The sequence below is a fragment of the Rhodococcus sp. NPDC057014 genome (assembly GCF_042673295.1).
In the GTDB taxonomy this organism is placed as follows: domain Bacteria; phylum Actinomycetota; class Actinomycetes; order Mycobacteriales; family Mycobacteriaceae; genus Rhodococcus_F.
Window position 1 is genome coordinate 10,716 of record NZ_JBHUSF010000008.1, and the last position, 23,481, is coordinate 34,196.

A 23,481-nucleotide genomic window follows, 5' to 3' on the forward strand; every position below is an offset into this window, starting at 1 on the left:
CCCCGATCGGACCGCCGCGAGCGGAGGCCGCCGACCAGCGACGTTCGAGTCCGGTGGCCTGCCAGGCCGCCCACAGCACGTCCTCGATGCCGCGCCCGCGCCCCAGCGGAACCCTCGCCTTGCGCAGCACGGACAGCACCCGGTTCAGGGACGCCGCTTCGACGTCGGTCAGCTTCGCCGTGACCCTGCGGGTGCTGTCCGTCTCGCCGACCAGCAGGAGACGGAGCAGTTCCGCGGAGTCGCGGTCGCCGCCGGAGGCCAGCTCGGCGCGCCGCAGACCCCGGCGAAGACGCCGGAGCGCCACGGGTTCCGCGCCGCCGACCGGGCCGGCGAGCAGGGCGAGCGCATCCTCGCCCGTGAATTCCTGCCCCGACAGTGCCCGCAGCACCAGCATCAGCCCCGACACCCCGTGCTGACGGGCCAGCGGCAACTCGGACGCCGCGGTGGTGACGGGCACGCCCGCGCTCAGCAGTGCCCGCCGGAGCGGCGCCAGCGCCCGCGGAACCGAGCGCACGATCACCGCCATCTCCGTCCACGGCACGCCGTCGAGGAGGTGGGCGCGGCGCAGGGTGTCGGCGATCAGCGCGGCCTCCTTCGCCGCGGTGCCGAGGACCCGGACCGACGTCCTGCCGCCGTCCTGCGACGGGGCCCAGATCCGGTGGGGCAGGTGCCCGGGAAGGCGGGACGTGATGCGGGCCGCGGTGGCCGCGACCTCCGCTGAACTGCGAAAGTTGACCGGGAGCAGCACCTGTCGGGAATCGCCCTTGTCGGCCAGGCCGGTGAGGAACGTGGGGTCGGCCCCGCGGAAGCCGTAGATCGACTGGTCCGGGTCGCCGGCCACGACCGTGGTGCGGGTACCGGTGCCGACGAGCCGGACCAGTTCCGCGGCCTGCGGATCGAGGTGCTGGGCGTCGTCGACGAGCAGGTGCCGCACCCGGGTCCGTTCCGCGCTCAGCAGGTCCGGATCGGTGGCGAACGCGGTGAGGGCCGCACCGATGAGTTCGGCCGCGTCCAGCGCCGGCGCCGTGGCCTCGGGGGCCTCGACACCCACCGCTCCGCGCAGCAGCATGCCGTGCTCGTACCGGGCGGCGAACATGCCCGCCGCCACCCACTCGGAGCGGTTGTGCCGCCGGCCCAGCTTGATCAGATCTTCCGGGCCGAGTCCCCGCTCGCTCGAGCGCAACATGAGATCGCGCAGTTCGACGGCGAAGCCGCCCAGCGCCAGTGCGGGACGCAGACGTTCGGGCCACATCTCGCCGCCGTCCGCAATGTCGCCCTGCAACATCTCGCGGAGCACGGCGTCCTGTTCGGCGCCGGTGATGAGGCGCGGCGGCGGATTGCCGTGGGCGGCGGCCTGCAACCGCAGCACCGCGAACGCGTAGGAGTGGACGGTGCGGACGAGCGGTTCGCGCGTGGCCCGGGGCCCGTGGTGCTCGTCGTGGCCGATGAGGGCGGCGGTCACCTCTTCGCGCACCCGGCCCGCCGCTCGCTTCGACTGCGTCAGGACGAGCACCGACTCCGGGTCTTCGCCGCCCGCGATCCGGTCCACCGCGACGTCGACGAGCAGCGACGTCTTGCCGGTTCCCGGGCCGCCGAGCACCTGCCACGGATTCCAGCCCATGCCGAGGGGCGGTGCGGTGAGGACCCGCTGCGTGGAGTCGTCCCACACCCGGGCCGGGCGGTCGGGGCTCGGGCGGTGCACGAGCCGGGCCCGGGGAGCCGACGTCCTGGTGCGCACCGCCGATTCCGTCATGGGCAGCATTCCACCAGAACGGTCCGACATCTCCTGCGGCGCCCCGATCCGGCATCATGGGTCACGTGTCAGCTCTGAATACGTACCTGTTCGGCGCCGAGGACGGCACGGAGATCCTCGCCCTGCACGGACTCACCGGTCACGGCAGACGGTGGGAGGCGCTGGCCACCGACCAGTTGCCCGACGCCCGGTGGATCTCCCCCGACCTGCTCGGGCACGGCCGCTCGACGTGGTCGCCGCCGTGGAACCTGGAGGCCCACGTCGCGAGCCTCGTCGACACCCTCGACGCGCACGCCCGGGGACCGGTCCTGGTGGTGGGCCACTCGTTCGGTTGCGCCCTCGCGCTGCACCTGGCGCGCGCGGTCCCCGACCGGGTCCGCGGCCTCGTGCTGCTCGACCCGGCGATCGGGCTCGATCCCGCGCAGATGCAGTCGGTGGCCGATCTCACCATCTCCTCCCCCGACTACACCGACGTCGAGGAGGCCCGGTCCGACAAGCTTCACGGCTCGTGGGGCGAGGTGGCCCGCGACGTCCTCGAGGACGAGATCGCCGAACACCTGGTGCCCCTCGAGAACGGCCGGGTCAACTGGCGACTGTCCACCCCGGCCGTCGTCACGGCGTGGGGCGAACTCGCCCGCGAGGCTGTTCTTCCGCCCGCGCACCTGCCGACCGTGCTCGTGCAGGCATCGAAGGTGCAGCCGCCGTACGTCACACCCGAGTTCCGCACGGCCCTCGTCGGCCACCTGGGCGACAACCTCACCGCCGTCGACCTCGACTGCGACCACATGGTGCCGCAGGCCCGGCCCGACGAGGTGGCCGCGCTCATCCGCACACTCCTCTGATGGTCGCGACGACGGAGGAACAGGTCGAGGCGGTCCGCGCGCTCGTCGCGTCGATTCCGCCCGGCCGGGTGGCCACCTACGGTGACATCGCGTCGGCGGCCGGGCTGTCGAGTGCGCGGACGGTGGGTTGGATCATGCGCACCGACTCCGCCGACCTGCCCTGGCACCGCGTGCTGGGCGCCTCGGGGCGGCCGGCGCCGCACCTCGCGCACAAGCAGATCGCGAAGCTCGAACTCGAGGGCGTGCCCATCCGGGACGGCCGCGTGGATCTCGCGGCGGCGCGGTACCGGTTCGATCCGCCCGGCTGACGGTCCACCCGCCTCAGCAGGTGCTCGGCGCGGGGTCGCCGCGGAACCGGGCGTCCATCCAGTCCAGCCCCTGGGGCAGTCCCAGCGCCGCCGCCGACAGATGGTCGGGTGTCGGCGTGAGCAGCGTCTGCACCGGTGTGCCCGCGTCGCAGTACCGCCGCAGCGTGGTGTCGATCGAATCGACCGGGATCAGCGCGTCCGTCGGGCTGTGCCATTCGAAGATCGGCGTGGTGGGCACGCCCGGATACAGTTCCAGGCTGTTCTCCTCCATCACTTTCCACGCTTCCGGATCGTCCATGAAGTTCGTGTTGTCCGTCATCTGGGAGGCGCTTCGCCCGAGCCCGAACAGCATGATCTCGTTGGTGCATCCGTTGCCGATCATCTGCTTCATCCAGCGGCCCTCGTCGTTGAGTTGGCCGCTGACGTCGATGCGATCCGGGTATTCGCGCTCGAGCCCGAGCGCGGCGGCCATCGCGAGACCGAACGCGGGGTGCGGGTTCGTGCCCAGCGCCTCCGCCATCTTCACCAGGTTCATCGGGGTGCCGCCTGCGGCGGCGCCGACGATGTTCAGGTCGGGGGCGTAGCTCGGGGCCAGCGCCGCCGCCCATGCCGTCGCCATGCCGCCACCGGAGTACCCGCCCAGTCCGACCTTGCTGTTCTGAACCTGCAGTTCGGGAACCCGCTGGACGGCACGGATGCCGTCCAGCGTGATCTGGCCACCGAGTTTGGCTGCGCCGTACGCCATCCGCGGTCCCAGATGGTCGGGCAGCGCCACCGCCCACCCGCGCGCGAGAGCGATGTTGAGTCCTGCGGCCTCCCGGATCTGGTGCAGCGGGTCGGTGGTGTACAGCTCGGTGACGATCTTGCACTTGTTGCCCAGCGAATTGATGATGTGCTGATACGACACCAGCGGGCCGTCCGGGACGTGGTTCGGGGGCAGCACGTACGTGGTGTTCGCCGCGATCGGTCTGCCCTCGGAGTCGGTGGTCCGGAACAGCAACTCCCACATCGCACTACCGGGGAAGTAGTACGACGGCGGCAACTGGCGGATCTTCAGCACGTCGCCCGGGGCGTGGTCGGCGATGTCCGCGGGCTGAATGTAGAAGGGGTCCGGGTCGGCGACCGGGAAGATCGCGTCGGCGGCAGGTGGTGTCGGCAGGGGCGCCAACGGTACCAGTGGTTGTGCCGCGGAGGTTCCGGCGCCGAACAGGGCGGCGGTCAGTGCGAGGACCGAACCGACTGTGCCGAAGGATCTGCGGAACAACGAGCCCATGACATACCCCACATTTCAGCGACGGGTCGACGGCATCACTATGCCAGAGCGTCGATAAAGATCCGCCCCTTTCCCGGTACCGAACAGGTCTCTGACCGATACTTCGATTCACAGATACATTTCCGTGACCCACCCCGCGTCACACGACGAGCGTCGGCGCCGCGGACATCGCGGCGTCGACGGACACGACCAGCGTGGCAAGGACATTCACGGCGGCGGTCAATTCGGACATCGGCCGCGTGAACGGCATCCGCTGATGGTCGTCGAACAGATGGCCGGTGCCGAACCGCGGCCCCGGCGCCAGCAGCAGCCCCCGCGACCGCGCGGCCGCGACGAGGTCCGTCGAACTCGTACCGGCAGGCAGCCGGCACCACAGGGACAGTCCCCCGGCGGGCAGCACGTAGCTCCACCCGGGCAACCGCTCGTCGATCGCCGCCGCGAGCGCGTCCCGCTGCACCCGGAGATCGTGGCGGCGCTGTGCGACCAGTCGGTCGTGCCAGGCGAACAGGCGCACGGCCGCAAGCTGATCCAGCACCGAGACCGACAGTTGCCTGCGCGCCATGATCTTGGCCATCTGCGCGGTGCGGGCAGCCTCCGCACGCACCCAGCCGATGCGGATACCACCCCACACGGTCTTGCTGAGGCTGCCGATCGCCACGGTCGCCGATTCCGGGACCGGGACGCCGAACGGCTCGAGGTCGTCCGGACCGTCCAGCACGATGTCGGCCGCCACCTCGTCCACGACGGTCACCACTCCGTGCCGGGCGAGGGTCGCGGCCAGCCGCCGTCTGCCCTCGGCGGTGGCCCGGGCTCCCGACGGATTGGAGAAGTCCGGCATCACGTACGCCACCGTGGGGGCACTCTGCCGGGCGGCCCGGTCCACTTCGGCGACGAATGCGTCGGGGTCGGTCGCGTCGATCGGCACCGGAACGGGTCTGCCGCCGGCCGCCTGCACGGATTCGACCGCGCCGGGGTAGGTCGGGTGCTCGATCAGGACCCGGTCGCCCGCCTCGACCAGTGCCTCGAACACCACCTCGGTGGCGTCGCCCGCGCCCCCGGTGACGAGGATCTGGTCTGCAGTGGTCGGGCGACCGCGGCGCGTGTAGCGGTCTGCTATCGCCGCCCGGAGTGTGGTCAGCCCGCCGGGGTGGTAGCCGTGCTGGAGCATGAAGCGGGGCAACTCGTCGACGGCGTCGAGGTATGCCTCCCGGAGTTCGGGAGCGGCCGCCGGTGCGGCGTTGACGAGGTCGATCACGCCGTCGACCGGCGCCCCGACCATGCTCCCCCAGGCGGGCGGACCCGACGGCATCGCCACGAACGTCCCCGATCCGTGCCGCGCCGACGCCCAACCCGCCTCCCTCAGTTCGCGATAGGCGGCGCTGACGGTTACCCGGCTGAGCCGGAGTTCCTCCGCGAGGGCCCGCTCGGCGGGCAGCCGGACTCCGACGGCCAGGGATCCGTCGGCGACCCTCTCGCGGAGGGCGTCGGCGAGACCGCGGTACAGCGGCTGCCTGCCTGCGGGTGCCGCGCCGAGCAGCACCGCCAACTCGGCCGCGGAGACGGTTCGGACCGGTTCACTGCTCATACAGGCCACTTTTCCACAGAGGACTGGAAATCACGGTCCATTTTGGGCCGACAATTGATTCATGTTGGTAATTGGAATCCTCCTCGCCCTCAGTCTGGCGTCGGTGGCCTGGCTCTGCGTCAGCACGGCGCAGGGCGGACGGTCCGGGCTCGCCGGCCCTCCGCGCAGCCACCTGCACAGCGACTGAGGGTGTGCGGCAGCATGAGGGAATGAACTCTGCCGCGCCCGTTCACGCGATAGTCCTCGCCGGTGGACGAGCCACTCGGATGGGCGGCGTCGACAAACCGGCCGTGGTGGTCGGCGGACGCCGGATGCTCGACACCGCTCTCGACGCCGTCGACGACTGTGAGCGCATCGTCGTCGTGGGACCTCGCCGCACCGACCTCGATTCGACAGTGCTCCAGACGCAGGAGACGCCGCCGGGCGCCGGCCCGGTCGCAGGAGTGGCGGCCGGGCTGGCCGTGCTCGACGCCGACCCGGGCGACCGGGTGATCCTGCTCGCGTCGGACCTGCCGTTCGCGGAACCGGCGATGGCCGAGGCCCTCGCCACCGCCGTGCAGGACGCCGACACGGTGTTCGCGGTCGACGAGTCGGGCCGACTGCAGTTCCTGTTGTCCGCCTGGCGCGTCAGCGCGCTCACCGACCGGCTCCGCGCGCTCGGCTCGGCCGTGAATCAGCCGATGAAGGCCCTCGTCCCGGAATCGTTCGACACGGTGCTCTTCCGGGGCGTCACCGACTGCGACACACCGGAGGACGTCGAGCGGGCCCGCAGCACGGCCGCGGCGGTGCCCGTCACCGTCGCCGAGGCCCGCACCGCGATCCTGACCGCGGTCCCCCCACTGCCACCGCGCGCCGCGACGCTCGGCGCATCGCTCGGCGCCACGCTGGCCGAGCCGCTGCTCGCCGCCGAAGCCCTGCCGCGTATCGCCGTGTCCGCCATGGACGGATACGCCGTCGCGGGCGACGGTCCGTGGGTGCTGCGCGACGCCATCCGGTACGCCGGCAGTGACGAGGAACTCGAGCTGGCGGAGGGCGAGGCGGCGCGGATCGCGACGGGGGCACACCTGCCCAACGGCGCCTCCACCGTCGTGCGGGACGAATTCGCTGTGACGACAGACACTTCCGACGGACGGCGACTGTCCCGCAGGACCGACGCCCCCGTGCGCGACGACGCGCGGCGCCGCGGCGAGGACTGGCACGAAGGGTATCGGCTCGCGGCGGAGGGGACAGCCGTCACGCCCGCGCTCGTCTCCGCGGCCGCGAGCGCGGAGGTGACCACCGCCGGGGTCCGCGGACCCGTGCGCGCGCACGTGGTGGTGACGGGAGACGAGATCCGGCGCGACGGCCCACTGCGGCACGGGCAGACGCGGGATGCCCTGGGCCCCGTTCTCCCCCAGTTCCTCTCGTGGTGCGGCATCCACACGGTCGCCGACACGCACCTGCGGGACACGTCCGACAGCTTCGACGAGCTGTTCCGGGAAGTCCGCCGGCCCGACCTGATCGTGATCGTGGGGGCCACCGGCGGCGGCGCGGCCGACCAGCTGCGTGCGTCGCTCGACCGGGCGGGCGCCCGGATCGTGGTGGGGCGGGTGCGGTGCCGGCCGGGCGGTTCACAGGTGACCGCCCTGCTACCCGACGGCCGGGTGGTCCTCGGGCTGCCCGGCAACCCGTACGCCGCGGTCGTGACACTGCTGACCACGGTTCCGTCCATCGCGGCCGCGCTCACCGGTCGCACCCCGGCCCCGATTCAGCTGGGGCGCATCGCGAATGCGTCGGAGGTCAGCGGCGACGCGACCCGCATCCTGCCTGCCGTCCCGCAACCGGACGGCACGTGGCGCGTCGACGCCGGAATCCGGACGGCGCATCTCGCGGCCCTGATCGACCGCGAAGCGCTGGCTCTGGTCCCGGCGGGGGCCGCCGACGGTGATCTCGCCGAGCTGGTGCCGCTGCCGCGCTGACCGGGCGGTTCAGCGCTGGTACGACAGGGCGCGGACCGCGGCCGGGATTCCGCTGCGGTAGCGGTCCGCGACGAGATCGACGATCGCCGGATCGACGCCGAGCGGCTCGGCCACCCCGTCCGCACCGGCATCGGCGAGGCGGGCGTGGAACAGTCCGTGGGCCAGGAGATACGACGCGACGAACACCCGCTGCTCGCCGTCGGCCCGCAACCCGGCGACCACGTCGGGGACGCGCGGCTGCGCGGTCGCGACGTAGCCGATCCGGACCCGCGACTCGACGAGTTCCGACAGCATCGCCGCGGCGCGCCGGACGTCGCGCAGCGCCCGGGGGTCGGACGAGCCGGCCGCGGCGAGCACGACCGCGTCGCCGGGCCGCCAGCCCGCATCGACGAGACGCCGCAGCAGGACGTCCGCGAGAACGGGGTCCGGTCCCAGGGCCCGGGTCACGGCCACGGAGGGATGGCCGCTGTCGGCGACCTCCCGCGGAACGTCGGTGTGGACGTGGTAGCCCGACGCGAGGAACGCCGGCACCACGACGGCGGGCCCGGTGATGTCTCGGAGCACCTCGGCGGGTGACGGCCCGAGCACGTCCACGAAGGACACCCGGGTGGGTCCGACCTGCTCGGCGACGGCGTCGGCGAGCGCGGCGATCATTTCCACGCCCCGGGGACTCCGCGTTCCGTGTGCCACCAGTACCAGTGCTGTCTCGTTCATCATTGCTGTCCCTCCTCACGTGAATCGGCGCAGTCGACGGGATCGAGCGCGAGGCGGTATCCCCGCTTGACCACCGTCTGGACTGCTTTCGGTGCGCCCAGGGACGCGCGCAGTCTGGCCACCGCCGTTTCCACGGCGTGGGTGTCGCCGCCGCCTCCGGGCAGTGCGGCGAGCAGTTCGTCCCGGGGGACGACCCGGCCGGGCCGGGCGCCGAGCGTGCGCATCAGCGACATCGCGGCGGGCGGCAACTGGCGCACCTCGCCGTCGACGACGACGCATCCGCCGCGGATGCTCAGCTCGTGTCCGGCGGTGTGGATCTTGTTCGCCCGCCGCGGCAGCTCGTCGGCGATGTGCCGGGCGAGCGCACCCAGTCGTGAGCGTGCCGGCATGGTCGTCGGGACCTCGAGCTCGCGGAGCGGTCCGGCGGTGACCGGTCCGACGCAGGCGGCGAGAACCCGGTGCCGGAACGAGTGCAGCACCATCTCGATCATTCCGGTCTCCTTGGCGCGGGTCAGCAGCGAGGCGACCGCCGGTGCGCTGGTGAAGCTGACCGCGTCGAGACCGCCGGAGGCGATCAGTTCGATCATCCGGTCCATCGGGGCCTGGTCCTCGAGCGGTGTCCACCGGTAGACGGGGACGGCGATCACGTCGGCGCCCGCGCAGCGGAGCACCTCGCAGAAGTCCGCGACCGGCTCCCATTCGGTGGTGGCCCCGTGCAGCTGGACCGCGATGCGCTTGCCTTCGACGCCCTCGCCGAGCAGGTGATCGAGCACTTCGGCCGACGACTCCGACGCGGGTGACCACTCTTCCCGCAGGTCCGCCGCCCGGATCGCGCCCTTTGCCTTGGGTCCGCGGGCCAGCAGCCGGCTGGCGGCCAGCGCGCGCCCGAGCTCCTCCGCTTCACCCCAGCCGTCCGCGGCCTCCATCCAGCCGCGGAAACCGATCCCGGTGGTCGCGACGACGATCTCCGGCGGGTTGTCGATGATCTGGCGCGTGACGCGCTCGAGTTCCGTGTCGTCGGCCAACGGGATGATGCGGATGGCCGGAGCGTGCACCACGGTGGCACCGCGCCGCGTCAGCAGTGTGGCGAACTCTTCCGCACGCCGGGACGCCGTGATCCCGATCGTGAACCCGCACAGCGGCGCCGCGTCGTTCACGCGTGCGTGCTGTGGACCTGGACGACGCCGGCCCACACCCGCACGTCGTACACGGGCAGCCGCACCGATTCGTCGTCCAGGCAGCGACCGTCGACCAGCGAGAACACCTGCTTGAGCAGGGGCGACGCCACGGTGGGCTCCCCTGCCCGGTCCCCCACGAGGCCCCGCGACATCACGGCAGCGCGCCCGAACGGGTCGATGTTGCCGACGGCGTGCAGGGATCCGTCCTCGAGAAGGAACAGTGCCACCTGCTCTCCGCCCCGCAGCAGCACCGCCACCCCGAGACCGGGGATCAGTTGGCTGAGCGGACACGCGGACGTCCATTCGAGACGGCCTGACTTGACGCTTTCGAACCTGGTTCCACTGGCACTGTGGACGTTCATGTCGACGACGGTCATCACAGTCCTCCTTCGGGCTGGTGTGTATCCGTGCTTGGATACATAGTTCGTGGTGGGTGTTTCCGCTGCGTTAAGCGGGGATTACTCCGATGTAGAAGCTGCGAATTTCGGCATTCCCATCAACACCGGGACCTTCCGGACACCCGTGTCGTCGAACGCGACGGTCGGATCGGCCTCTTCGGGTGCGTTGACGAACGACACGAACCGCGACAGCTTCTCCGGGTCCTCGAGCACACCCGCCCACTCGTCCTTGTACCCCAGAACGTGCTTGGCCATGGCCGCCTCGAGTTCGGCGGCGATGCCCAGGCTGTCCTCGCACACCACGGCCTTGAGATGGTCGAGTCCGCCGTCGAGGGACTCGACCCACGGCGCGGTGCGCTGGAGCCGGTCCGCGGTGCGGATGTAGAACATCAGGTACCGGTCGATGTACCGGATGAGGGTCTCGTCGTCGAGCCCGCCCGCGAGCAGCTGGGCGTGCTTCGGCGACTGGCCGCCGTTGCCGCCGACGTACAGATTCCAGCCGTTCTCTGTGGCGATGACGCCGACGTCCTTGCCGCGCGCCTCGGCGCATTCGCGGGCACAGCCCGACACACCGAACTTGATCTTGTGCGGGGACCGCAGACCGCGGTAGCGGTTCTCCAGGTCGACCGCCATACCCACGGAGTCCTGCACGCCGTACCGGCACCAGGTGGATCCGACGCAGCTCTTCACGGTGCGCAGCGACTTGCCGTACGCCTGACCCGACTCCATGCCGGCATCGACGAGACGCTTCCAGATCGCGGGCAGTTGCTCGACGCGCGCGCCGAACAGGTCGATGCGCTGACCGCCGGTGACCTTCGTGTAGAGACCGAAGTCGCGGGCCACCTCACCGATGACGATGAGCTGTTCGGGCGTGCACTCGCCGCCGGGCATCCGCGGCACCACCGAGTAGGTGCCGTTCTTCTGGATGTTGGCCAGGAAGTGGTCGTTCGTGTCCTGCAGTCCCGCCTGGTTGCGGTGCAGAATGTGGTCCGAGTCGGTGGACGCCAGGATCGACGCGACGACGGGCTTGCAGATGTCGCAGCCCGAGCCCGTCCCGTACTTCGAGATCAGGGCGGAGAACGTGCGTGTGTCGGTGGCCTGCACGATCTCGAACAGCTCGGCGCGCGACTGCTCGAAGTGCTCGCACAGCGCCTTCGACATCACCACTCCGGACGAGGCGAGCAGCTGCTTGATGGTCGGCAGGCAGCCGCCGCACGTGGTGCCGGCGTTGGTGCAGCTCTTGACCTGCGCGATGTCGCAGGCGCCGGCAGCGATGGCGCCGCAGATCGAACCCTTGGTGACGCCGTTGCACGAGCACACCTCGGCGTCGTCGGGCAGCGATCCGGCGCCGGGCTTCTCCCCCGCGGGCGAGATGAGCGAGGCCGGATCGCCGGGCAGTTCGCGGCCGACGAGGGGACGCAGCGACGCGTACGCGGACGCGTCGCCGACGAGGATGCCGCCGAGCAGCGTCTTCGCGTCGTCGGACACGACGAGCTTGGCGTAGGTGCCCTTGGCGGCGTCGCTGAGAACCACCTCCAGCGCGCCGGGGGTCTGAGCGTGGGCGTCGCCGAAGCTGGCGACGTCCACACCCATCAGCTTGAGCTTGGTGGACAGATCGGCGCCGGGGAACTCCGCCGCCCCGCCGAGCAACCGGTCCGCGACGATCTCCGCGGTGGTGTACCCGGGAGCGACGAGGCCGTAGCACCGGCCCTCCACCGCGGCGCACTCGCCGACCGCGTAGATGTTCTCGTCCGACGTGCGGCAGCCGAGGTCGGTGATGATCCCACCCCGCTCGCCGACCTCGAGTCCGGCGTCGCGGGCCAGCTGGTCCTGCGGCCGCACACCCGCGGAGAACACCAGCAGCGCGGCCTCGATCACCGAGCCGTCGGACAGTTCGACGCTGATCCCGTCCGGGCCCTCGGTGATGCCTGCGGTGCCGACACCCGTGTGGACGGTGAGACCCAGGTCGGTGACGAGGTTGGCCAGCAGCGCGCCGCCGCCCTCGTCCACCTGCAGCGGCATCAGCCGGGGAGCGAACTCGACCACGTGCGGGGTCATGCCCATCAACTTGAGGGCGTTCGCGGCCTCGAGTCCGAGCAGACCGCCGCCGACGACGACACCGACGGCGCCGGGACCGGCCTCGTCGGCCCGCTTCCGGATGCCGTCGAGGTCGGCGAGCGTGCGGTAGACGAAGCACTCCGGGCGGTCGTGGCCGGGGATCGGCGGTACGAACGGATACGAACCGGTGGCCATCACGAGGGCGTCGTACCCGACGACCTCACCCGAATCGGTGGTGACCTTGCGGGCCTCCCGGTCGATGGTCGCGGCCCGGCGGCCGACCCGCAGGTCGACGAGCGCGTCGTCCGGGTAGTCGTTACCCGCGAGCGCAAGCTCCTTGGGGTCCCACGCCCCCACGTAGGAGGACAGTCCCACCCGGTCGTACGCGGGGAGGGGCTCCTCGCAGAGCACCGTCACCGACCAGTCGTCCGACTCGTCGCGTGCCCGCAACGCCTCGACGAATCGATGTCCGACCATTCCGTGTCCGATGACCACTGCTGACTTGCGGCTCATGCCGTCGCTCCTTCTAGCTGAATTTCTCGGGTTCGTGCGGTACTGCGCGGGGTCAGGCCGAGACCGACACCTTTTCGTCGTCGCCGTCGGAGACGGGGAGGCCACGCGTGACGGACGGGCGGCGCAGGAAGACGAACCAGGTGACGAGGATGCAGGCGAGGTAGAAGGCGAGGAACACCCAGAACGCCATGGTCGCCGACTTCGCGGCGCCGCCGTAGGACGCGCGGAGCACCAGGTTGATTCCGACGCCGCCGAGGCCGCCGATGGCACCGGCGAAACCGATGAGAGCGCCGGACATCGCCCGCGACCACGCGGCCTTGGCGTCGCGGCTCAGTCCTTCGAGCCCCTGCGCCTTGGCCTCGAAGATCGACGGGATCATCTTGTAGACCGAGCCGTTGCCGATGCCGGCCAGCAGGATCAGGGTGATGAAGCCGAACACGAACGCCACCAGCACTCCGGCGGTGGCCGCACCCGGCGCGCCGTCATCGACGGTGCCCGCGGTCACCAGCACTGCGGCGGCGAGCGCCATGGCGACGAAGGTGTACAGCGTGATCTTGCCGCCGCCGATGCGGTCGGCGAGCTTGCCGCCCATCGGCCGGGCGATGGAGCCGAGCAGCGGTCCGATGAACGCGATCTGCGCGGCGTGCAGGGCGGCCTCCGCGGGAGTGGCGCCACCGGCGAGGAAGTTGATCTGCAGCACCTGGCCGAACGCGAAGCTGAATCCGATGAACGAACCGAACGTGCCGATGTAGAGGAAGCTGATGACCCACGAGTCGGAGAACTTCAGCGCCTTCGCCATCGACCGGAGATCGGACTTCTGGTTGCCGAGGTTGTCCATGAACAGGGAAGCCCCGACCGCGGCGACGGCGATGAAGACCAGGTAGACGGCGCACACGATCCAGGGGTCCGTGTTGCCGAGGGTGGCGATCACGAGCAGACCGACGACCTGGATCACCGGGACACCGATGTTGCCGCCACCCGCGTTGAGACCGAGCGCCCAGCCTTTGAGCCGCTGCGGGTAGAACGCGTTGATGTTGGTCATCGACGAGGCGAAGTTGCCGCCCCCGACGCCGGCGAGTGCCGCGACGAGGATGAACGTCGTGTACGACGCTCCCGGGTTCATCATCAGGTAGAGAGTGAACAGCGTCGGGACGAGCAGGACGAGGGCGCTGAAGACGGTCCAGTTGCGACCACCGAAGCGGGCCGTCGCGACCGTGTAGGGGATCCGCAGGATCGAGCCGACGAGGGTCGGGACGGCGACGAGGAAGAACTTGCCCGCCGCGTCGATCCCGTAGATGTCGGTCGGCATGAACAGGACCATGACGGACCAGATCGACCAGACGGAGAAGCCGACGTGCTCAGCGACTACCGACCAGATCAGGTTCCGCTTCGCGATGTCCTTGCCGCCCGCCTCCCAGGCGTCGACGTCTTCCGCGTCCCAGTGCTCGATGTAGTGCTTCTTCACCCGGGCCTCCTCGTTGTGTGGGAGACCCAAAGGTAGAAAACCGGTGTTGCGGCGGTGCTGCGGTCGGTGACCGGGGCGTCAACGGATCCTCACTTTTCGACTGGGCCGATGTGAGGTTTCCTGCATGTTTCCTAGACGTGTCGAAGAGCGTCCACGGGCTCATTTTCGACGTGCCAGCTGTCCTCGAGCATGCGCGGCTTGCATGCCTGGTACGCCGCTATGAGGAGGATCACCACGCCGAACGTCAGGAATCCGAACGACACGGTCCAGCCGCCCGAGGCGTCGTGGAACACCCCGAACAGTAGCGGACCGAGGCACGCGACGGCGTAGCCCACACCCTGCGTGAAACCGGACAGCGTCGCCGAGCCGAGGTGGCTGCGCGTGCGCAGATTGATGAGCGTCAGCGACATCGGGAACGTGCTCGGTCCGAGCCCCAGCAGCACGATCCACAGGATCGGTGCGCTCATCGGAGCGAACAGCAGCCCGCTGAAGGCGACCAGGTAGCAGACCGCGCATCCGATCACGACCGGGAACGGGTTGCGCATGCGGGCGCACAACGTGGGGGCGCCGAACGCGGCGACGAGGCCCATGAACGAGAACAGTCCCACCATGGCGCCGCCGAACGCCTCGCTCGCGCCGGCGTCGGACAAGATGTCGGGAATCCAGGTGAACATCGAGTACGTGATCATCGACGTCATCCCGAACATGCCGGCCATCCCCCAGCCGACGGGCGAACGCCAGGCCTTCCCGCGCGGGCGATCGGCCTGCGCTCCCGTCGGCTGATCCGTCGCGACGACCACGGCGCGACGTCGCTCGCGGGTGAGCAGGAAGATCCACGGCACGGCCGCGGCGAAGCCGAGGAGCGCCCAGACTCCGATCGAAAACCGCCAGCCGAGCGCCTCGGCGAGCGGGACGGCCACGAAGGCGGGCGCGATGGTGCCGATCTGCACCCCGACGATGTACACCGAACTCATCACGGCCAGCCGGTCGGAGAAGTAGCGCTTGACCAGCGGCGGAATCACCACGTTGCCGATTCCCATGCCGGCCAGCGCGAGCGACGACAGCGCCAGCAACGACCAGGTGTCGCTCATCAGTGCTCTCGTGAGCATGCCGACTCCGGCCATCAGCATCGCCACGAGCGCGGTCCGTTCCAGGCCCCATCGCTTGGCGATGAGCGGGGTTCCCAGGCCGAACAGCGCGAACATCGCCGTCGGCACCATCCCGAACACCCCGACGACCGTCGGCGAGAATCCGATGTCCTCCCGGATCTGCGAGGCCAGCGGGGTGAACGAGGTGACCGCGAGCCTCAGGACGAGAGCAGACATGGCGATCGCGCAGAAGACGAGGAGGCGGCCGCGTAGAAGAGTCACGAGAGAAATCATAGGATGACAGGATGACCTTTGGAAAACCCGTGCGCCGCTCGAGTCTCATCTCACAGGTGACCGAGCAGCTACGCGACGAGATCTGCAGCGGCCGGTGGGCGGTGGGCGCGAAGATTCCCACCGAGACAGCACTGTCCGAACTCACCGGAACGGGACGCAACACCGTCCGTGAAGCAGTGCAGGCCCTCGTCCACACCGGGCTTCTGGAACGGCGGCAGGGATCGGGCACGTACGTCGTCGCCACCTCCGACGTCGGCGGAACACTCGGCAAATACTTCGCAGGCGCGCACGAACGGGACGTCACGGAACTGCGGCAGGCACTCGACGTCACCGCGGCCGCCCTCGCCGCCCGGCGACGCACCCCGGACGACGTCGCCCGACTGCAGAACCTGCTCGACGAGCGGTTCCGGTGCTGGGCCGAATCCGACACCGAGGCCGCCGTCGCAGCCGACGTCACCCTGCACCGCGCGATCGTCGAGGCGAGCCACAACGCCGTGTACCTCGAGTTCTACGACTCGCTGCTGCCCTCGATCGCCCAGACCGTCGACCGGCACGTGCACGCGACGGGGGCGGGGTTCCACGACGAGCACCGGAACCTGATCGGGGCGATCGTCGACGGCGACGAGTCCGCGGCGACCGCCGCCGCCCGCGACCTGTTCGCCGAACTGCTCACCACCTAGAGCAGGAGACGCACCACGTCGGCGGTGCGAGCGAGCCCGGGGAACGCCTCCGCGGTCGAGCGCGGGTGCAGCGCGTGGACGGCGAGCCGGAACAACACCGCCCGCAGCAGCATCTGCGGCCACTCGGGCAGGTCTTCCCACCTCCCGATGAGGGCCTCGTCGGCTCCACCCCAGGAGATGGCGTCCACCACCGCCACCGCCGCCGCCCAGGACGCGGGGCGCCAGTACGGCGTGATGTCGGTGATCCCGGGCGCGAGGGCACCGGCGAAAAGGACGGTGCCGAACAGGTCGCCGTGGACGAGCTGATCCGGACACGTGACGGGCTTGCGCAACGTCGCCAGCCCGGTGATCAGCTCGAGACTCTTGCGACCGTCCGGGGACGGGGTCTCGAGCTGTTCGGCGCCCTTCGCACTGCGGAGCGGAATCTTCTCCCAGGCCGCCCGGTCCGCCGCGACGAACACGTCGACCTCCGCCCACGGCGCGACCGGGGGCTGCACCAGGAACCGGGGACGGTCGAGTTGCGAGGTGGCGGCGTGCAGCCGCCCCGACATCGACACGACCTCGTCGTGACGCGGTTCGGGTGTGCCCTCGATGAACGTGTCGGCGCGCCACCCGGACACCACGTACCGGCCGTCGGTGGACCGCACGGGACGGGCGAGCCGCACGCCGTCCACCTCGAGCGTCTCGCGGACCTTGGCGGACCACGCGGCGCGCGCGTGGTCGGCGACGGCTGACAGGACTACGTCTCCACAGAGCCACCCGCCGTCCCAGTCCGCACCGAGCGGGATGGGCTCGACTTCCCGGAGGCCGAACGTGGAGCACACGTGCTGAGGGGGTTGGCCGGTGCTCACGTCCTCAACGCTACCGCCGGGTGGGCCGGTGACAGCGCAAGGCGCGCTGGCCCGGAGACGTCAAACACGCCGCGACCGGGCCGGTGGGCAGGCAGTGGTCAGTAGACGGGCAGGCTCGTGTCCACCTGCCTGGCCCACGCGATGACCCCACCCTGCAGATGGGTGGCGTCGGAGAACCCGGCCTTCTTCAGCGCGGCCAGCGCCTCCGCCGACCGAACCCCGGTCTTGCAGTGCAGCACGATCGGCTTGTTCTGCGGAAGCTCCGACAGCGCCTCCCCCGACAGGATCCGGTCCTTGGGGATGAGCACCGCACCGGGCAGGTGGACGATGTCCCATTCCACGGGCTCGCGCACGTCGACGAGTTCGATCTCCTTGCCGGAGTCGAGGAGGTCGCGCAGCTCCGTGGCCGTGATCGTCGAACCGGCCGCCGCGGCCTGCCCCTCGTCGGACACCACACCGCAGAACGCGTCGTAGTCGATCAGTTCGGTGACCGGAGTCCGCGCCGGATCCCGGCGCAGCGCGATGGTGCGGTACGTCATGTCGAGCGCGTCGTAGACCATCAGCCGTCCGAGCAGTGATTCGCCGATGCCGGTGATCAGCTTCACCGCCTCGGTGGCCATGATCGAACCGATCGAAGCGCAGAGCACACCGAGCACGCCGCCCTCCGCGCACGACGGCACCATGCCCGGCGGGGGCGCCTCCGGGTACAGGTCGCGGTAGTTGAGTCCGCGGCCGTTCGGCGCGTCCTCCCAGAACACGGACGCCTGGCCTTCGAAGCGGTAGATCGAGCCCCACACGTACGGCTTGTGCGCGAGGACGGCGGCATCGTTGACGAGGTACCGGGTGGCGAAGTTGTCGGTGCCGTCGAGGATCAGGTCGTACTGCTCGAACAGTTCGACGGCGTTGTCGGGCTCGAGTCGGAACTCGTGCAACCGGACGTCGACGTTGTCGTTGATCTCGCGGATCGAATCGCGCGCGCTCTCACCCTTGGGCCGGCCCACGTCGGAGCGGCCATGGATCACCTGTCGTTGCAGGTTCGACATGTCGACCTCGTCGAACTCGACGATGCCGAGCGTCCCGACCCCCGCGGCCGCCAGGTAGAGCAGGGCCGGTGAGCCGAGGCCGCCGGCGCCGATGACGAGGACCTTCGCGTTCTTCAGGCGCTTCTGCCCCGCCATACCGACGTCGGGGATGATCAGGTGCCTGCTGTACCGCGCCACCTCGTCGCGGGAAAGTTCGGCGTCCGGTTCGACCAGCGGCGGCAGCGCCCCGGTTGTCTTCACAGAACGGTCAAGCGACACGGCCCACTCCTGACGATTGCGCGACGGCTTCCGATGTGTCGGACAGCATTGCTTTCAACGCCCCGACGAGGTCCATTCTTCCCCTCTCGCCCGCAGTCGCGCGGGACCGGTCCAGACTCACGCCCGCGGGAAGGGCCAGGGATTGAAATGGCAGGTCAGCCCGTTCATCGGCACGACACCCTCGGGGTCGAGCTGCGCGATGTCGTTGTTGGCGGTCCCGAACGTCTGCTGCATCATCACCGGCGCGAGACCGCCTTCGGTCTCCCACGGCTGGTGGTCCTGATAGCCGATGGCGTGCCCGACCTCGTGGTTGATCTGGTACTGCCGGTACGACCCGATGTCGCCCTGGAACGCGATGGCGCCGCGGACCCAGCGGGGCTCGTTGAGGACGACGCGGTCGATGCCCGGGTTGTAGCAGGACACCTCCAGCTGGATGTCGTAGCCACACGCCTCGCGGATCGTCATCTGCGACGTCAGCGACACCCGGAAGTCGGGGTCCCCCTGGTCGACGCGGCGGAACGCGAACCGCGGGTCCTTCGTCCAGCTCTTCGGATTCGACAGCGTCTGGTCGACCATCCGGCCGAACGACTCGTCGCCGCCGAATCCGGACGTGTCGACGCCGTCCTCGATCTCGACGCTGTACGTGAATTCGCGTTCGGTGCCCTGCCCCACCTTGGTTCCGTTGCCGGGAACGACGTGCCAGGTGCCTGCGCCCACCGCCGTGAACGGACCCCCCTCGGGCAACGCGCCGGAGGGAAGTTCGGCGGCGAAGTTCCCGTCGGCCTCCGGCGGGACCCCGATGACGCTCGAACCGTCGGTGTCGCGCGACAGGGTGCCGAATCCGGGGGTGTCGGTCTCGGCCGTCGTCTCGCCGCCACCGGTGTCGCGGACCGCGTCGACCACCACGAGCACGGTGACCACCAGCAGGATCGGGATCGCGTACGCGCGCCAGCCGTAGGTGGAGACGAACCGGCCGATGCGGCTCTGTTTCCGGGCCTGCCGCTCGGGGCGCGGGTTGCGGGGACGGCCGACGTCGCGGCTGGTCGGGTCCCATTGCGCGCGGAGCGGTTGATGCGACTGCGCCTGCGGTGCCGACTGCGAGGCGCGGGGACGGACGTCACGCTGGTCGATGCTTCGCGATCGTCGCTCCCCGTCCTCGGAACTCTGGGGAGCCCGGCCGCGAACACGCGGTCCTCCTCGGTCAGTCACGCAGCCCAGAATCTCACAGTCCGGCACCGCCTCGTCCCAGTGCACCGTCCGCAGGTCATTCGGCGTGTCACGGGAACACGACCCGCAACGTCGCGGCTACCCGGGTCACCAGGTGTCCCGAACCCCTGCGGTACCCCAGCTACCGAACAGGCAATATCCTTGACCGGGCGAGTCCTGCGAGTCCACCATGAACGGTTCACTACGCGCGGGTATCGTTCACACAGTTACACAGAATGTGACGCGGAATACTTGTGCAGATTGGAAGCGCTATGACTGAACTCGCGGATCGGACGAACTCCGATCGCGATGCCAACACCGGAAAGGGCACCGGGGCCCGTCGCAGCACGCGACTCCCCCGCGACGCCCGGCGACTGCAGCTACTCGCCGCAGCCAGCGAGGTCTTCGTCACACGCGGATACCACGCTGCCGGTATGGACGAGATCGCCGAGTGCGCCGGTGTGAGCAAGCCCGTCCTCTACCAGCACTTCCCCGGCAAGCTCGAGCTGTACGTGGCCGTGCTGCAGAGCTATGTCGACAGCCTGATCTCGGGTGTCCGGCAGGCGCTGCGCTCGACCACCGACAACAAGCAGCGTGTCCGTGCCGCGGTGCAGGCGTTCTTCGACTTCGTCGACAACGACTCGCAGGGCTTCCGGCTCGTGTTCGAGTCCGACCTCATGGGCGAGCCGCAGGTGCAGAGCCGCGTCGAGCAGGCCACCGAGGCGTGCGTCGACGCCGTGTTCGACCTCGTCAGCCACGACTCCGGTCTCGACCCCTACCGGGCCCGCATCCTCGCCGTCGGCCTCGTCGGCGCCAGCCAGTTCACCGCGCGGTACTGGCTCGAGGCGGCGCGCCCGATCCCGAAGGAAGAAGCGGTCGACACGACGGTCACGCTCGCGTGGGGCGGTCTGTCCCGCGTGCCGCTGCATCCCGAACAGCGCTGACACTCACGAGAAAGGGCCCGACAGTCGATGCGACTGCGGGCCCTTTCTCGTGTGATCACGTGGTCGGAGCGAATCCGACTGCGTTCACTTCGCCGGTGCGAATCCGACCTTGCGGATATCGGACGGGCCGATCTCCACGTAGGCGATCTTGCTGGACTGAATGAGGTACTTACGCCCCTTGTCGTCCTCCAGGGACAGGATCCCGTCGCCACCGGTGAGGGCGCCCGAGACCAATGTCTCGACCTCGTCCGGGGTCTGCTCGCTGCTGACGATGAGCTCACGCGGGCTGTCGATTACACCGATCTTGACCTCCACGGTCAACCTCCGAACTCTCCGAGAAACATCAGCTGTCCTGGCCAGGCTAATGCAGTGGCCGCCGCCGGTGCGCGTCTGCGGGCTGTGCCCTGAGCGAACACGCCCGACGGCGGTGCCGTCCAGACCAGGCCCGACGTGGTGCCGTCTAGACCAGGCCCAGCACGGCCATGCGTTCGGCGTGCATCTCCTGCATGCGGTCGAAAAGTGCGACGACGCCGTTGAGGTCGCCGGACGCGGAGATGACGAGTTCGGTCAGCGCTTCCCGCTGCGCCAGGACGAACTGGGCCTGGGTGATGGCCTCGCCGAGCAGTCGTCTGCCCCACAGCATGAGGCGGTCCTTGTCGCGGTTGCTGGCCTTGATCGCCTGCTGCACCTCGTGGACGACGAACTCGGAGTGACCGGTCTGTGAGAGCACCTCCTCGACGGTTCGCGACACCTCGGCGGGCAGCGAGTGCCCGATCTCGCGGTAGAAGTCCGCGGCGATACCGTCACCGACGTACGCCTTGACCAGCGCCTCGAGCCACGTCGAGGGAGTGGTGGACGCATGGTAGTTGTCGAGGGCGCGGACGAACGGATCCATTGCCTCGAAGATGTCGAACCCACGGGCGGTCAGCGCCTTCTCGAGCATCTCGAAGTGGCCCATCTCGGCGGCCGCCATGCTCGCGAGCGCCACTTTGCCCTGCAGGGTCCGCGCCATCTGCGCGTCCTCGGACAGCCGGTAGAACGCGGAGATCTCGCCGTACGCGAGGACCGCGAAGAGTTCACCGACGCCGGGGTGATCAGCGGGAATCGTGGAATCAGAGGATGCAGGGGTGTTGGGCTCCATGGCGCCACAGCCTAGTGCGTCGGGCAGTGATGTTTGCCATGCGTAACCAGTTGCGGAGCGTTCTCCGGCTACAATGATCGTGGGCAACCGCTCGTCACCACGTTCGTCTCCACAGAGAACGCGGTTCGAGTGATGAGAGATCACGATCCGATCGGCGGTTCCCACCGATAATGTGCGCGCACCTGATCGACGGTCCCAGCCGCGCCTCGCCGAAATCTTCGATTTCTGCGCTGAGGCAGAGGCAGGATCGACTCGGAAGAGGACATCGACGAGCGTCGACTGGGAAATCGGGCCGACCAGCGGCCTGGCCCTTACCTCGTGCGTGCGTGCAGCTACGAGGAAGGCCAGACCCCTGAGCAAGATCACTGTCGACCATGAAGACGACGCCACCGAGACCACGCTGTCGGCGCAACTCGACTCCACACACGTCGCCCCCACGTTCGCCGAACTGGGGGTTCGTGACGAGATCGTCCGCGCTCTCGACGAGATCGGCATCGAGCGCACATTCGCCATCCAGGAGCTGACGCTCCCCCTCGCCCTCGCCGGCGACGACCTGATCGGTCAGGCCCGCACGGGCATGGGCAAGACGTTCGGTTTCGGCGTCCCGCTGCTCCACCGCATCTCCTCCGGCACCACGGGGACGGCCGCGCTCGACGGCACTCCCCGCGCGCTGGTCATCGTCCCCACCCGCGAGCTGTGCATCCAGGTCACCAAGGACCTCGAGGGCGCCGCGAAGTACCTGAAGGGCGAGAAGAACAAGCCCCTCGAGGTCCTCGCCATCTACGGTGGCCGCCCGTACGAGACCCAGATCGCGACGCTCCAGAAGGGCGCCGACGTCGTCGTGGGCACCCCCGGCCGCCTGCTCGACCTCGCCAACCAGGGCCATCTGATCCTCGGCAAGGTGGAGGTGCTCGTTCTCGACGAGGCCGACGAGATGCTCGACCTCGGCTTCCTGCCCGACATCGAGCGCATCCTGAACATGGTTCCGGACAAGCGCCAGACGATGCTGTTCTCGGCGACCATGCCGGGCCCGATCATCACGCTCGCCCGCACGTTCCTCACCCAGCCGACGCACATCCGCGCCGAGCAGGCCGACGACTCGGCGGTCCACGACCGCACGAGCCAGCACATCTACCGGGCGCACGCGCTCGACAAGGCGGAGATGGTGGCCCGCGTGCTGCAGGCCGACGGCCGCGGCGCGACGATGATCTTCACCCGCACCAAGCGGACCGCGCAGAAGGTGTCCGACGAACTCGCCGAGCGCGGTTTCGCCGTCGGTTCCGTGCACGGCGACCTCAACCAGGTCGCCCGCGAGAAGGCGCTCAAGGCGTTCCGCTCGGGCAAGATCGACGTGCTCGTCGCGACGGACGTCGCGGCCCGCGGCATCGACATCGACGACGTCACGCACGTCATCAACTACCAGTGCCCGGAGGACGAGAAGACGTACGTCCACCGGATCGGCCGCACCGGCCGCGCGGGCCGCACCGGCATCGCCGTGACGCTCGTGGACTGGGACGACATCCCCCGCTGGCAGCTCATCGACAAGGCTCTCGGCCTCGGTATCCCGGATCCGGTCGAGACGTACTCGAGCTCCCCGCACCTGTACGAGGAACTGTCGATCCCGGCCGAGGCGACCGGCACGATCAAGCGTCCCCGGGTCGAGAAGGCCGCACCCGCGCAGAGCGAGAACACCGAGCAGGCCGAGAAGGCCGAACGCACGGAGCGTCCGGCCCGCACCCGCACCCGTCGCCGCACCCGCGGCGGCCGTCCCACGGACTCGGTGGGGCCGAAGTCCGTGTCGCCGGAGCCGACGGCACCGGAATCCGCAGCGCCGAGCGCGGACGCCGACGGCGACGGCACCTCCAAGCCCCGGCGGCGCCGTCGCCGCCGGACCACGAAGGTCGGCGCCGCCGCGACGAACGCGGAGTAAA

20 protein-coding genes and 1 pseudogene are annotated in these 23,481 nt (G+C 69.8%); 7 read left to right on the plus strand and 14 right to left on the minus strand.

Annotated features, from left to right (window positions below; all coding sequences use genetic code 11):
- A pseudogene (locus ACFTZB_RS02950) lies at positions 1-1,753 on the minus strand (UvrD-helicase domain-containing protein); the annotation flags it as partial.
- Positions 1,754-1,809: 56 nt separating this feature from the next.
- Here ACFTZB_RS02950 and ACFTZB_RS02955 point away from each other — a divergent pair.
- Together ACFTZB_RS02955 and ACFTZB_RS02960 are read left to right on the plus strand one after the other, a co-directional pair.
- The gene (locus tag ACFTZB_RS02955; protein ID WP_378430023.1) at positions 1,810-2,595 is read left to right on the plus strand and encodes an alpha/beta fold hydrolase; all 786 of its coding nucleotides are present in this window, start codon (positions 1,810-1,812) and stop codon (positions 2,593-2,595) included.
- Positions 2,595-2,903, plus strand: coding sequence for an MGMT family protein (locus tag ACFTZB_RS02960; RefSeq protein WP_378430024.1), 309 nt, complete (start codon positions 2,595-2,597; stop codon positions 2,901-2,903). The genes ACFTZB_RS02955 and ACFTZB_RS02960 overlap by 1 nt, the downstream gene beginning before the upstream one ends.
- A gap of 13 nt (positions 2,904-2,916) precedes the next feature.
- Here the strand turns inward: ACFTZB_RS02960 and ACFTZB_RS02965 are convergent, their stop codons facing one another.
- Together ACFTZB_RS02965 and ACFTZB_RS02970 are read right to left on the minus strand one after the other, a co-directional pair.
- Positions 2,917-4,176: a lipase family protein gene (locus tag ACFTZB_RS02965; RefSeq protein ID WP_378430025.1), complete on the minus strand. Its 1,260-nt coding sequence runs from the start codon at positions 4,174-4,176 to the stop codon at positions 2,917-2,919.
- A 139-nt stretch (positions 4,177-4,315) separates the two neighbouring features.
- The gene (locus ACFTZB_RS02970; protein ID WP_378430026.1) at positions 4,316-5,761 is read right to left on the minus strand and encodes a PLP-dependent aminotransferase family protein; all 1,446 of its coding nucleotides are present in this window, start codon (positions 5,759-5,761) and stop codon (positions 4,316-4,318) included.
- Between the two features lie 61 nt (positions 5,762-5,822).
- On the opposite strand from ACFTZB_RS02970, the gene ACFTZB_RS02975 reads away from it, so the two are divergent.
- Both ACFTZB_RS02975 and ACFTZB_RS02980 read left to right on the plus strand, forming a co-directional pair.
- Positions 5,823-5,948, plus strand: a complete 126-nt coding sequence (locus ACFTZB_RS02975; RefSeq protein WP_257890675.1) for a hypothetical protein — start codon at positions 5,823-5,825, stop codon at positions 5,946-5,948.
- A gap of 22 nt (positions 5,949-5,970) precedes the next feature.
- On the plus strand, positions 5,971-7,719 hold the full coding sequence (locus ACFTZB_RS02980) for an NTP transferase domain-containing protein (RefSeq protein ID WP_378430027.1): 1,749 nt from the start codon (positions 5,971-5,973) through the stop codon (positions 7,717-7,719).
- 9 nt (positions 7,720-7,728) lie between these two features.
- On the opposite strand, the gene ACFTZB_RS02985 is transcribed toward ACFTZB_RS02980, so the two are convergent.
- The 6 genes from ACFTZB_RS02985 to ACFTZB_RS03010 form a co-directional block, all read right to left on the minus strand.
- Positions 7,729-8,433: a sirohydrochlorin chelatase gene (locus tag ACFTZB_RS02985; protein ID WP_378430066.1), complete on the minus strand. Its 705-nt coding sequence runs from the start codon at positions 8,431-8,433 to the stop codon at positions 7,729-7,731.
- Positions 8,433-9,590, minus strand: a complete 1,158-nt coding sequence (locus ACFTZB_RS02990) for a uroporphyrinogen-III synthase (RefSeq protein WP_072937661.1) — start codon at positions 9,588-9,590, stop codon at positions 8,433-8,435. The genes ACFTZB_RS02985 and ACFTZB_RS02990 overlap by 1 nt, the downstream gene beginning before the upstream one ends.
- Entirely contained in the window at positions 9,587-9,988 is a 402-nt protein-coding gene (nirD, locus tag ACFTZB_RS02995; protein WP_043825757.1) for a nitrite reductase small subunit NirD, read from the minus strand. The genes ACFTZB_RS02990 and nirD overlap by 4 nt, the downstream gene beginning before the upstream one ends.
- Before the next feature lie 81 nt (positions 9,989-10,069).
- Positions 10,070-12,580: a nitrite reductase large subunit NirB gene (nirB, locus tag ACFTZB_RS03000; protein ID WP_378430028.1), complete on the minus strand. Its 2,511-nt coding sequence runs from the start codon at positions 12,578-12,580 to the stop codon at positions 10,070-10,072.
- Positions 12,581-12,632: 52 nt separating this feature from the next.
- Positions 12,633-14,045, minus strand: coding sequence for an MFS transporter (locus tag ACFTZB_RS03005; RefSeq protein WP_378430029.1), 1,413 nt, complete (start codon positions 14,043-14,045; stop codon positions 12,633-12,635).
- A gap of 131 nt (positions 14,046-14,176) precedes the next feature.
- Positions 14,177-15,427, minus strand: coding sequence for a CynX/NimT family MFS transporter (locus ACFTZB_RS03010; protein WP_378430030.1), 1,251 nt, complete (start codon positions 15,425-15,427; stop codon positions 14,177-14,179).
- An 11-nt stretch (positions 15,428-15,438) separates the two neighbouring features.
- On the opposite strand from ACFTZB_RS03010, the gene ACFTZB_RS03015 reads away from it, so the two are divergent.
- The gene (locus tag ACFTZB_RS03015; protein ID WP_378430031.1) at positions 15,439-16,107 is read left to right on the plus strand and encodes a FadR/GntR family transcriptional regulator; all 669 of its coding nucleotides are present in this window, start codon (positions 15,439-15,441) and stop codon (positions 16,105-16,107) included.
- Here the strand turns inward: ACFTZB_RS03015 and ACFTZB_RS03020 are convergent.
- From ACFTZB_RS03020 to ACFTZB_RS03030, 3 genes are all read right to left on the minus strand, one after another.
- Positions 16,104-16,958, minus strand: coding sequence for a TIGR02569 family protein (locus tag ACFTZB_RS03020; protein ID WP_378430032.1), 855 nt, complete (start codon positions 16,956-16,958; stop codon positions 16,104-16,106). The genes ACFTZB_RS03015 and ACFTZB_RS03020 overlap by 4 nt on opposite strands.
- A 98-nt stretch (positions 16,959-17,056) precedes the next feature.
- On the minus strand, positions 17,057-18,241 hold the full coding sequence (gene moeZ, locus ACFTZB_RS03025; RefSeq protein WP_378430067.1) for an adenylyltransferase/sulfurtransferase MoeZ: 1,185 nt from the start codon (positions 18,239-18,241) through the stop codon (positions 17,057-17,059).
- Between the two features lie 135 nt (positions 18,242-18,376).
- Positions 18,377-19,513, minus strand: a complete 1,137-nt coding sequence (locus ACFTZB_RS03030) for a DUF3152 domain-containing protein (protein WP_378430033.1) — start codon at positions 19,511-19,513, stop codon at positions 18,377-18,379.
- 224 nt (positions 19,514-19,737) lie between these two features.
- Between ACFTZB_RS03030 and ACFTZB_RS03035 the strand changes: the two genes are divergently transcribed.
- Positions 19,738-20,409: a TetR/AcrR family transcriptional regulator gene (locus ACFTZB_RS03035; protein ID WP_015890120.1), complete on the plus strand. Its 672-nt coding sequence runs from the start codon at positions 19,738-19,740 to the stop codon at positions 20,407-20,409.
- A gap of 84 nt (positions 20,410-20,493) precedes the next feature.
- Here the strand turns inward: ACFTZB_RS03035 and ACFTZB_RS03040 are convergent, their stop codons facing one another.
- Positions 20,494-20,724 (minus strand): DUF3107 domain-containing protein, encoded by a 231-nt coding sequence (locus ACFTZB_RS03040; RefSeq protein ID WP_276140738.1) that lies wholly within the window; start codon positions 20,722-20,724, stop codon positions 20,494-20,496.
- A 145-nt stretch (positions 20,725-20,869) separates the two neighbouring features.
- A complete protein-coding gene (locus ACFTZB_RS03045; protein WP_378430034.1) occupies positions 20,870-21,550 on the minus strand; it encodes a ferritin-like fold-containing protein in 681 nt (226 codons plus the stop codon).
- 322 nt (positions 21,551-21,872) lie between these two features.
- Here ACFTZB_RS03045 and ACFTZB_RS03050 point away from each other — a divergent pair, with 322 nt between their 5' ends.
- The gene (locus ACFTZB_RS03050; RefSeq protein WP_378430035.1) at positions 21,873-23,480 is read left to right on the plus strand and encodes a DEAD/DEAH box helicase; all 1,608 of its coding nucleotides are present in this window, start codon (positions 21,873-21,875) and stop codon (positions 23,478-23,480) included.
- The last annotated feature ends 1 nt before the right edge of the window (position 23,481 follow it).

What these genes read in the sequence shown, in the direction of transcription:
- ACFTZB_RS02955 (WP_378430023.1), top strand. Translation starts at nt 1,810, where the DNA reads ATGGGTCACGTGTCAGCTCTGAATACGTACCTGTTCGGCGCCGAGGAC.
- ACFTZB_RS02960 (WP_378430024.1), top strand. Translation starts at nt 2,595, where the DNA reads ATGGTCGCGACGACGGAGGAACAGGTCGAGGCGGTCCGCGCGCTCGTC.
- ACFTZB_RS02965 (WP_378430025.1), bottom strand. Translation starts at nt 4,176, where the DNA reads ATGGGCTCGTTGTTCCGCAGATCCTTCGGCACAGTCGGTTCGGTCCTC.
- ACFTZB_RS02970 (WP_378430026.1), bottom strand. Translation starts at nt 5,761, where the DNA reads ATGAGCAGTGAACCGGTCCGAACCGTCTCCGCGGCCGAGTTGGCGGTG.
- ACFTZB_RS02975 (WP_257890675.1), top strand. Translation starts at nt 5,823, where the DNA reads ATGTTGGTAATTGGAATCCTCCTCGCCCTCAGTCTGGCGTCGGTGGCC.
- ACFTZB_RS02980 (WP_378430027.1), top strand. Translation starts at nt 5,971, where the DNA reads ATGAACTCTGCCGCGCCCGTTCACGCGATAGTCCTCGCCGGTGGACGA.
- ACFTZB_RS02985 (WP_378430066.1), bottom strand. Translation starts at nt 8,433, where the DNA reads ATGAACGAGACAGCACTGGTACTGGTGGCACACGGAACGCGGAGTCCC.
- nirD (WP_043825757.1), bottom strand. Translation starts at nt 9,988, where the DNA reads ATGACCGTCGTCGACATGAACGTCCACAGTGCCAGTGGAACCAGGTTC.
- nirB (WP_378430028.1), bottom strand. Translation starts at nt 12,580, where the DNA reads ATGAGCCGCAAGTCAGCAGTGGTCATCGGACACGGAATGGTCGGACAT.
- ACFTZB_RS03010 (WP_378430030.1), bottom strand. Translation starts at nt 15,427, where the DNA reads ATGATTTCTCTCGTGACTCTTCTACGCGGCCGCCTCCTCGTCTTCTGC.
- ACFTZB_RS03015 (WP_378430031.1), top strand. Translation starts at nt 15,439, where the DNA reads ATGACCTTTGGAAAACCCGTGCGCCGCTCGAGTCTCATCTCACAGGTG.
- ACFTZB_RS03035 (WP_015890120.1), top strand. Translation starts at nt 19,738, where the DNA reads ATGACTGAACTCGCGGATCGGACGAACTCCGATCGCGATGCCAACACC.
- ACFTZB_RS03045 (WP_378430034.1), bottom strand. Translation starts at nt 21,550, where the DNA reads ATGGAGCCCAACACCCCTGCATCCTCTGATTCCACGATTCCCGCTGAT.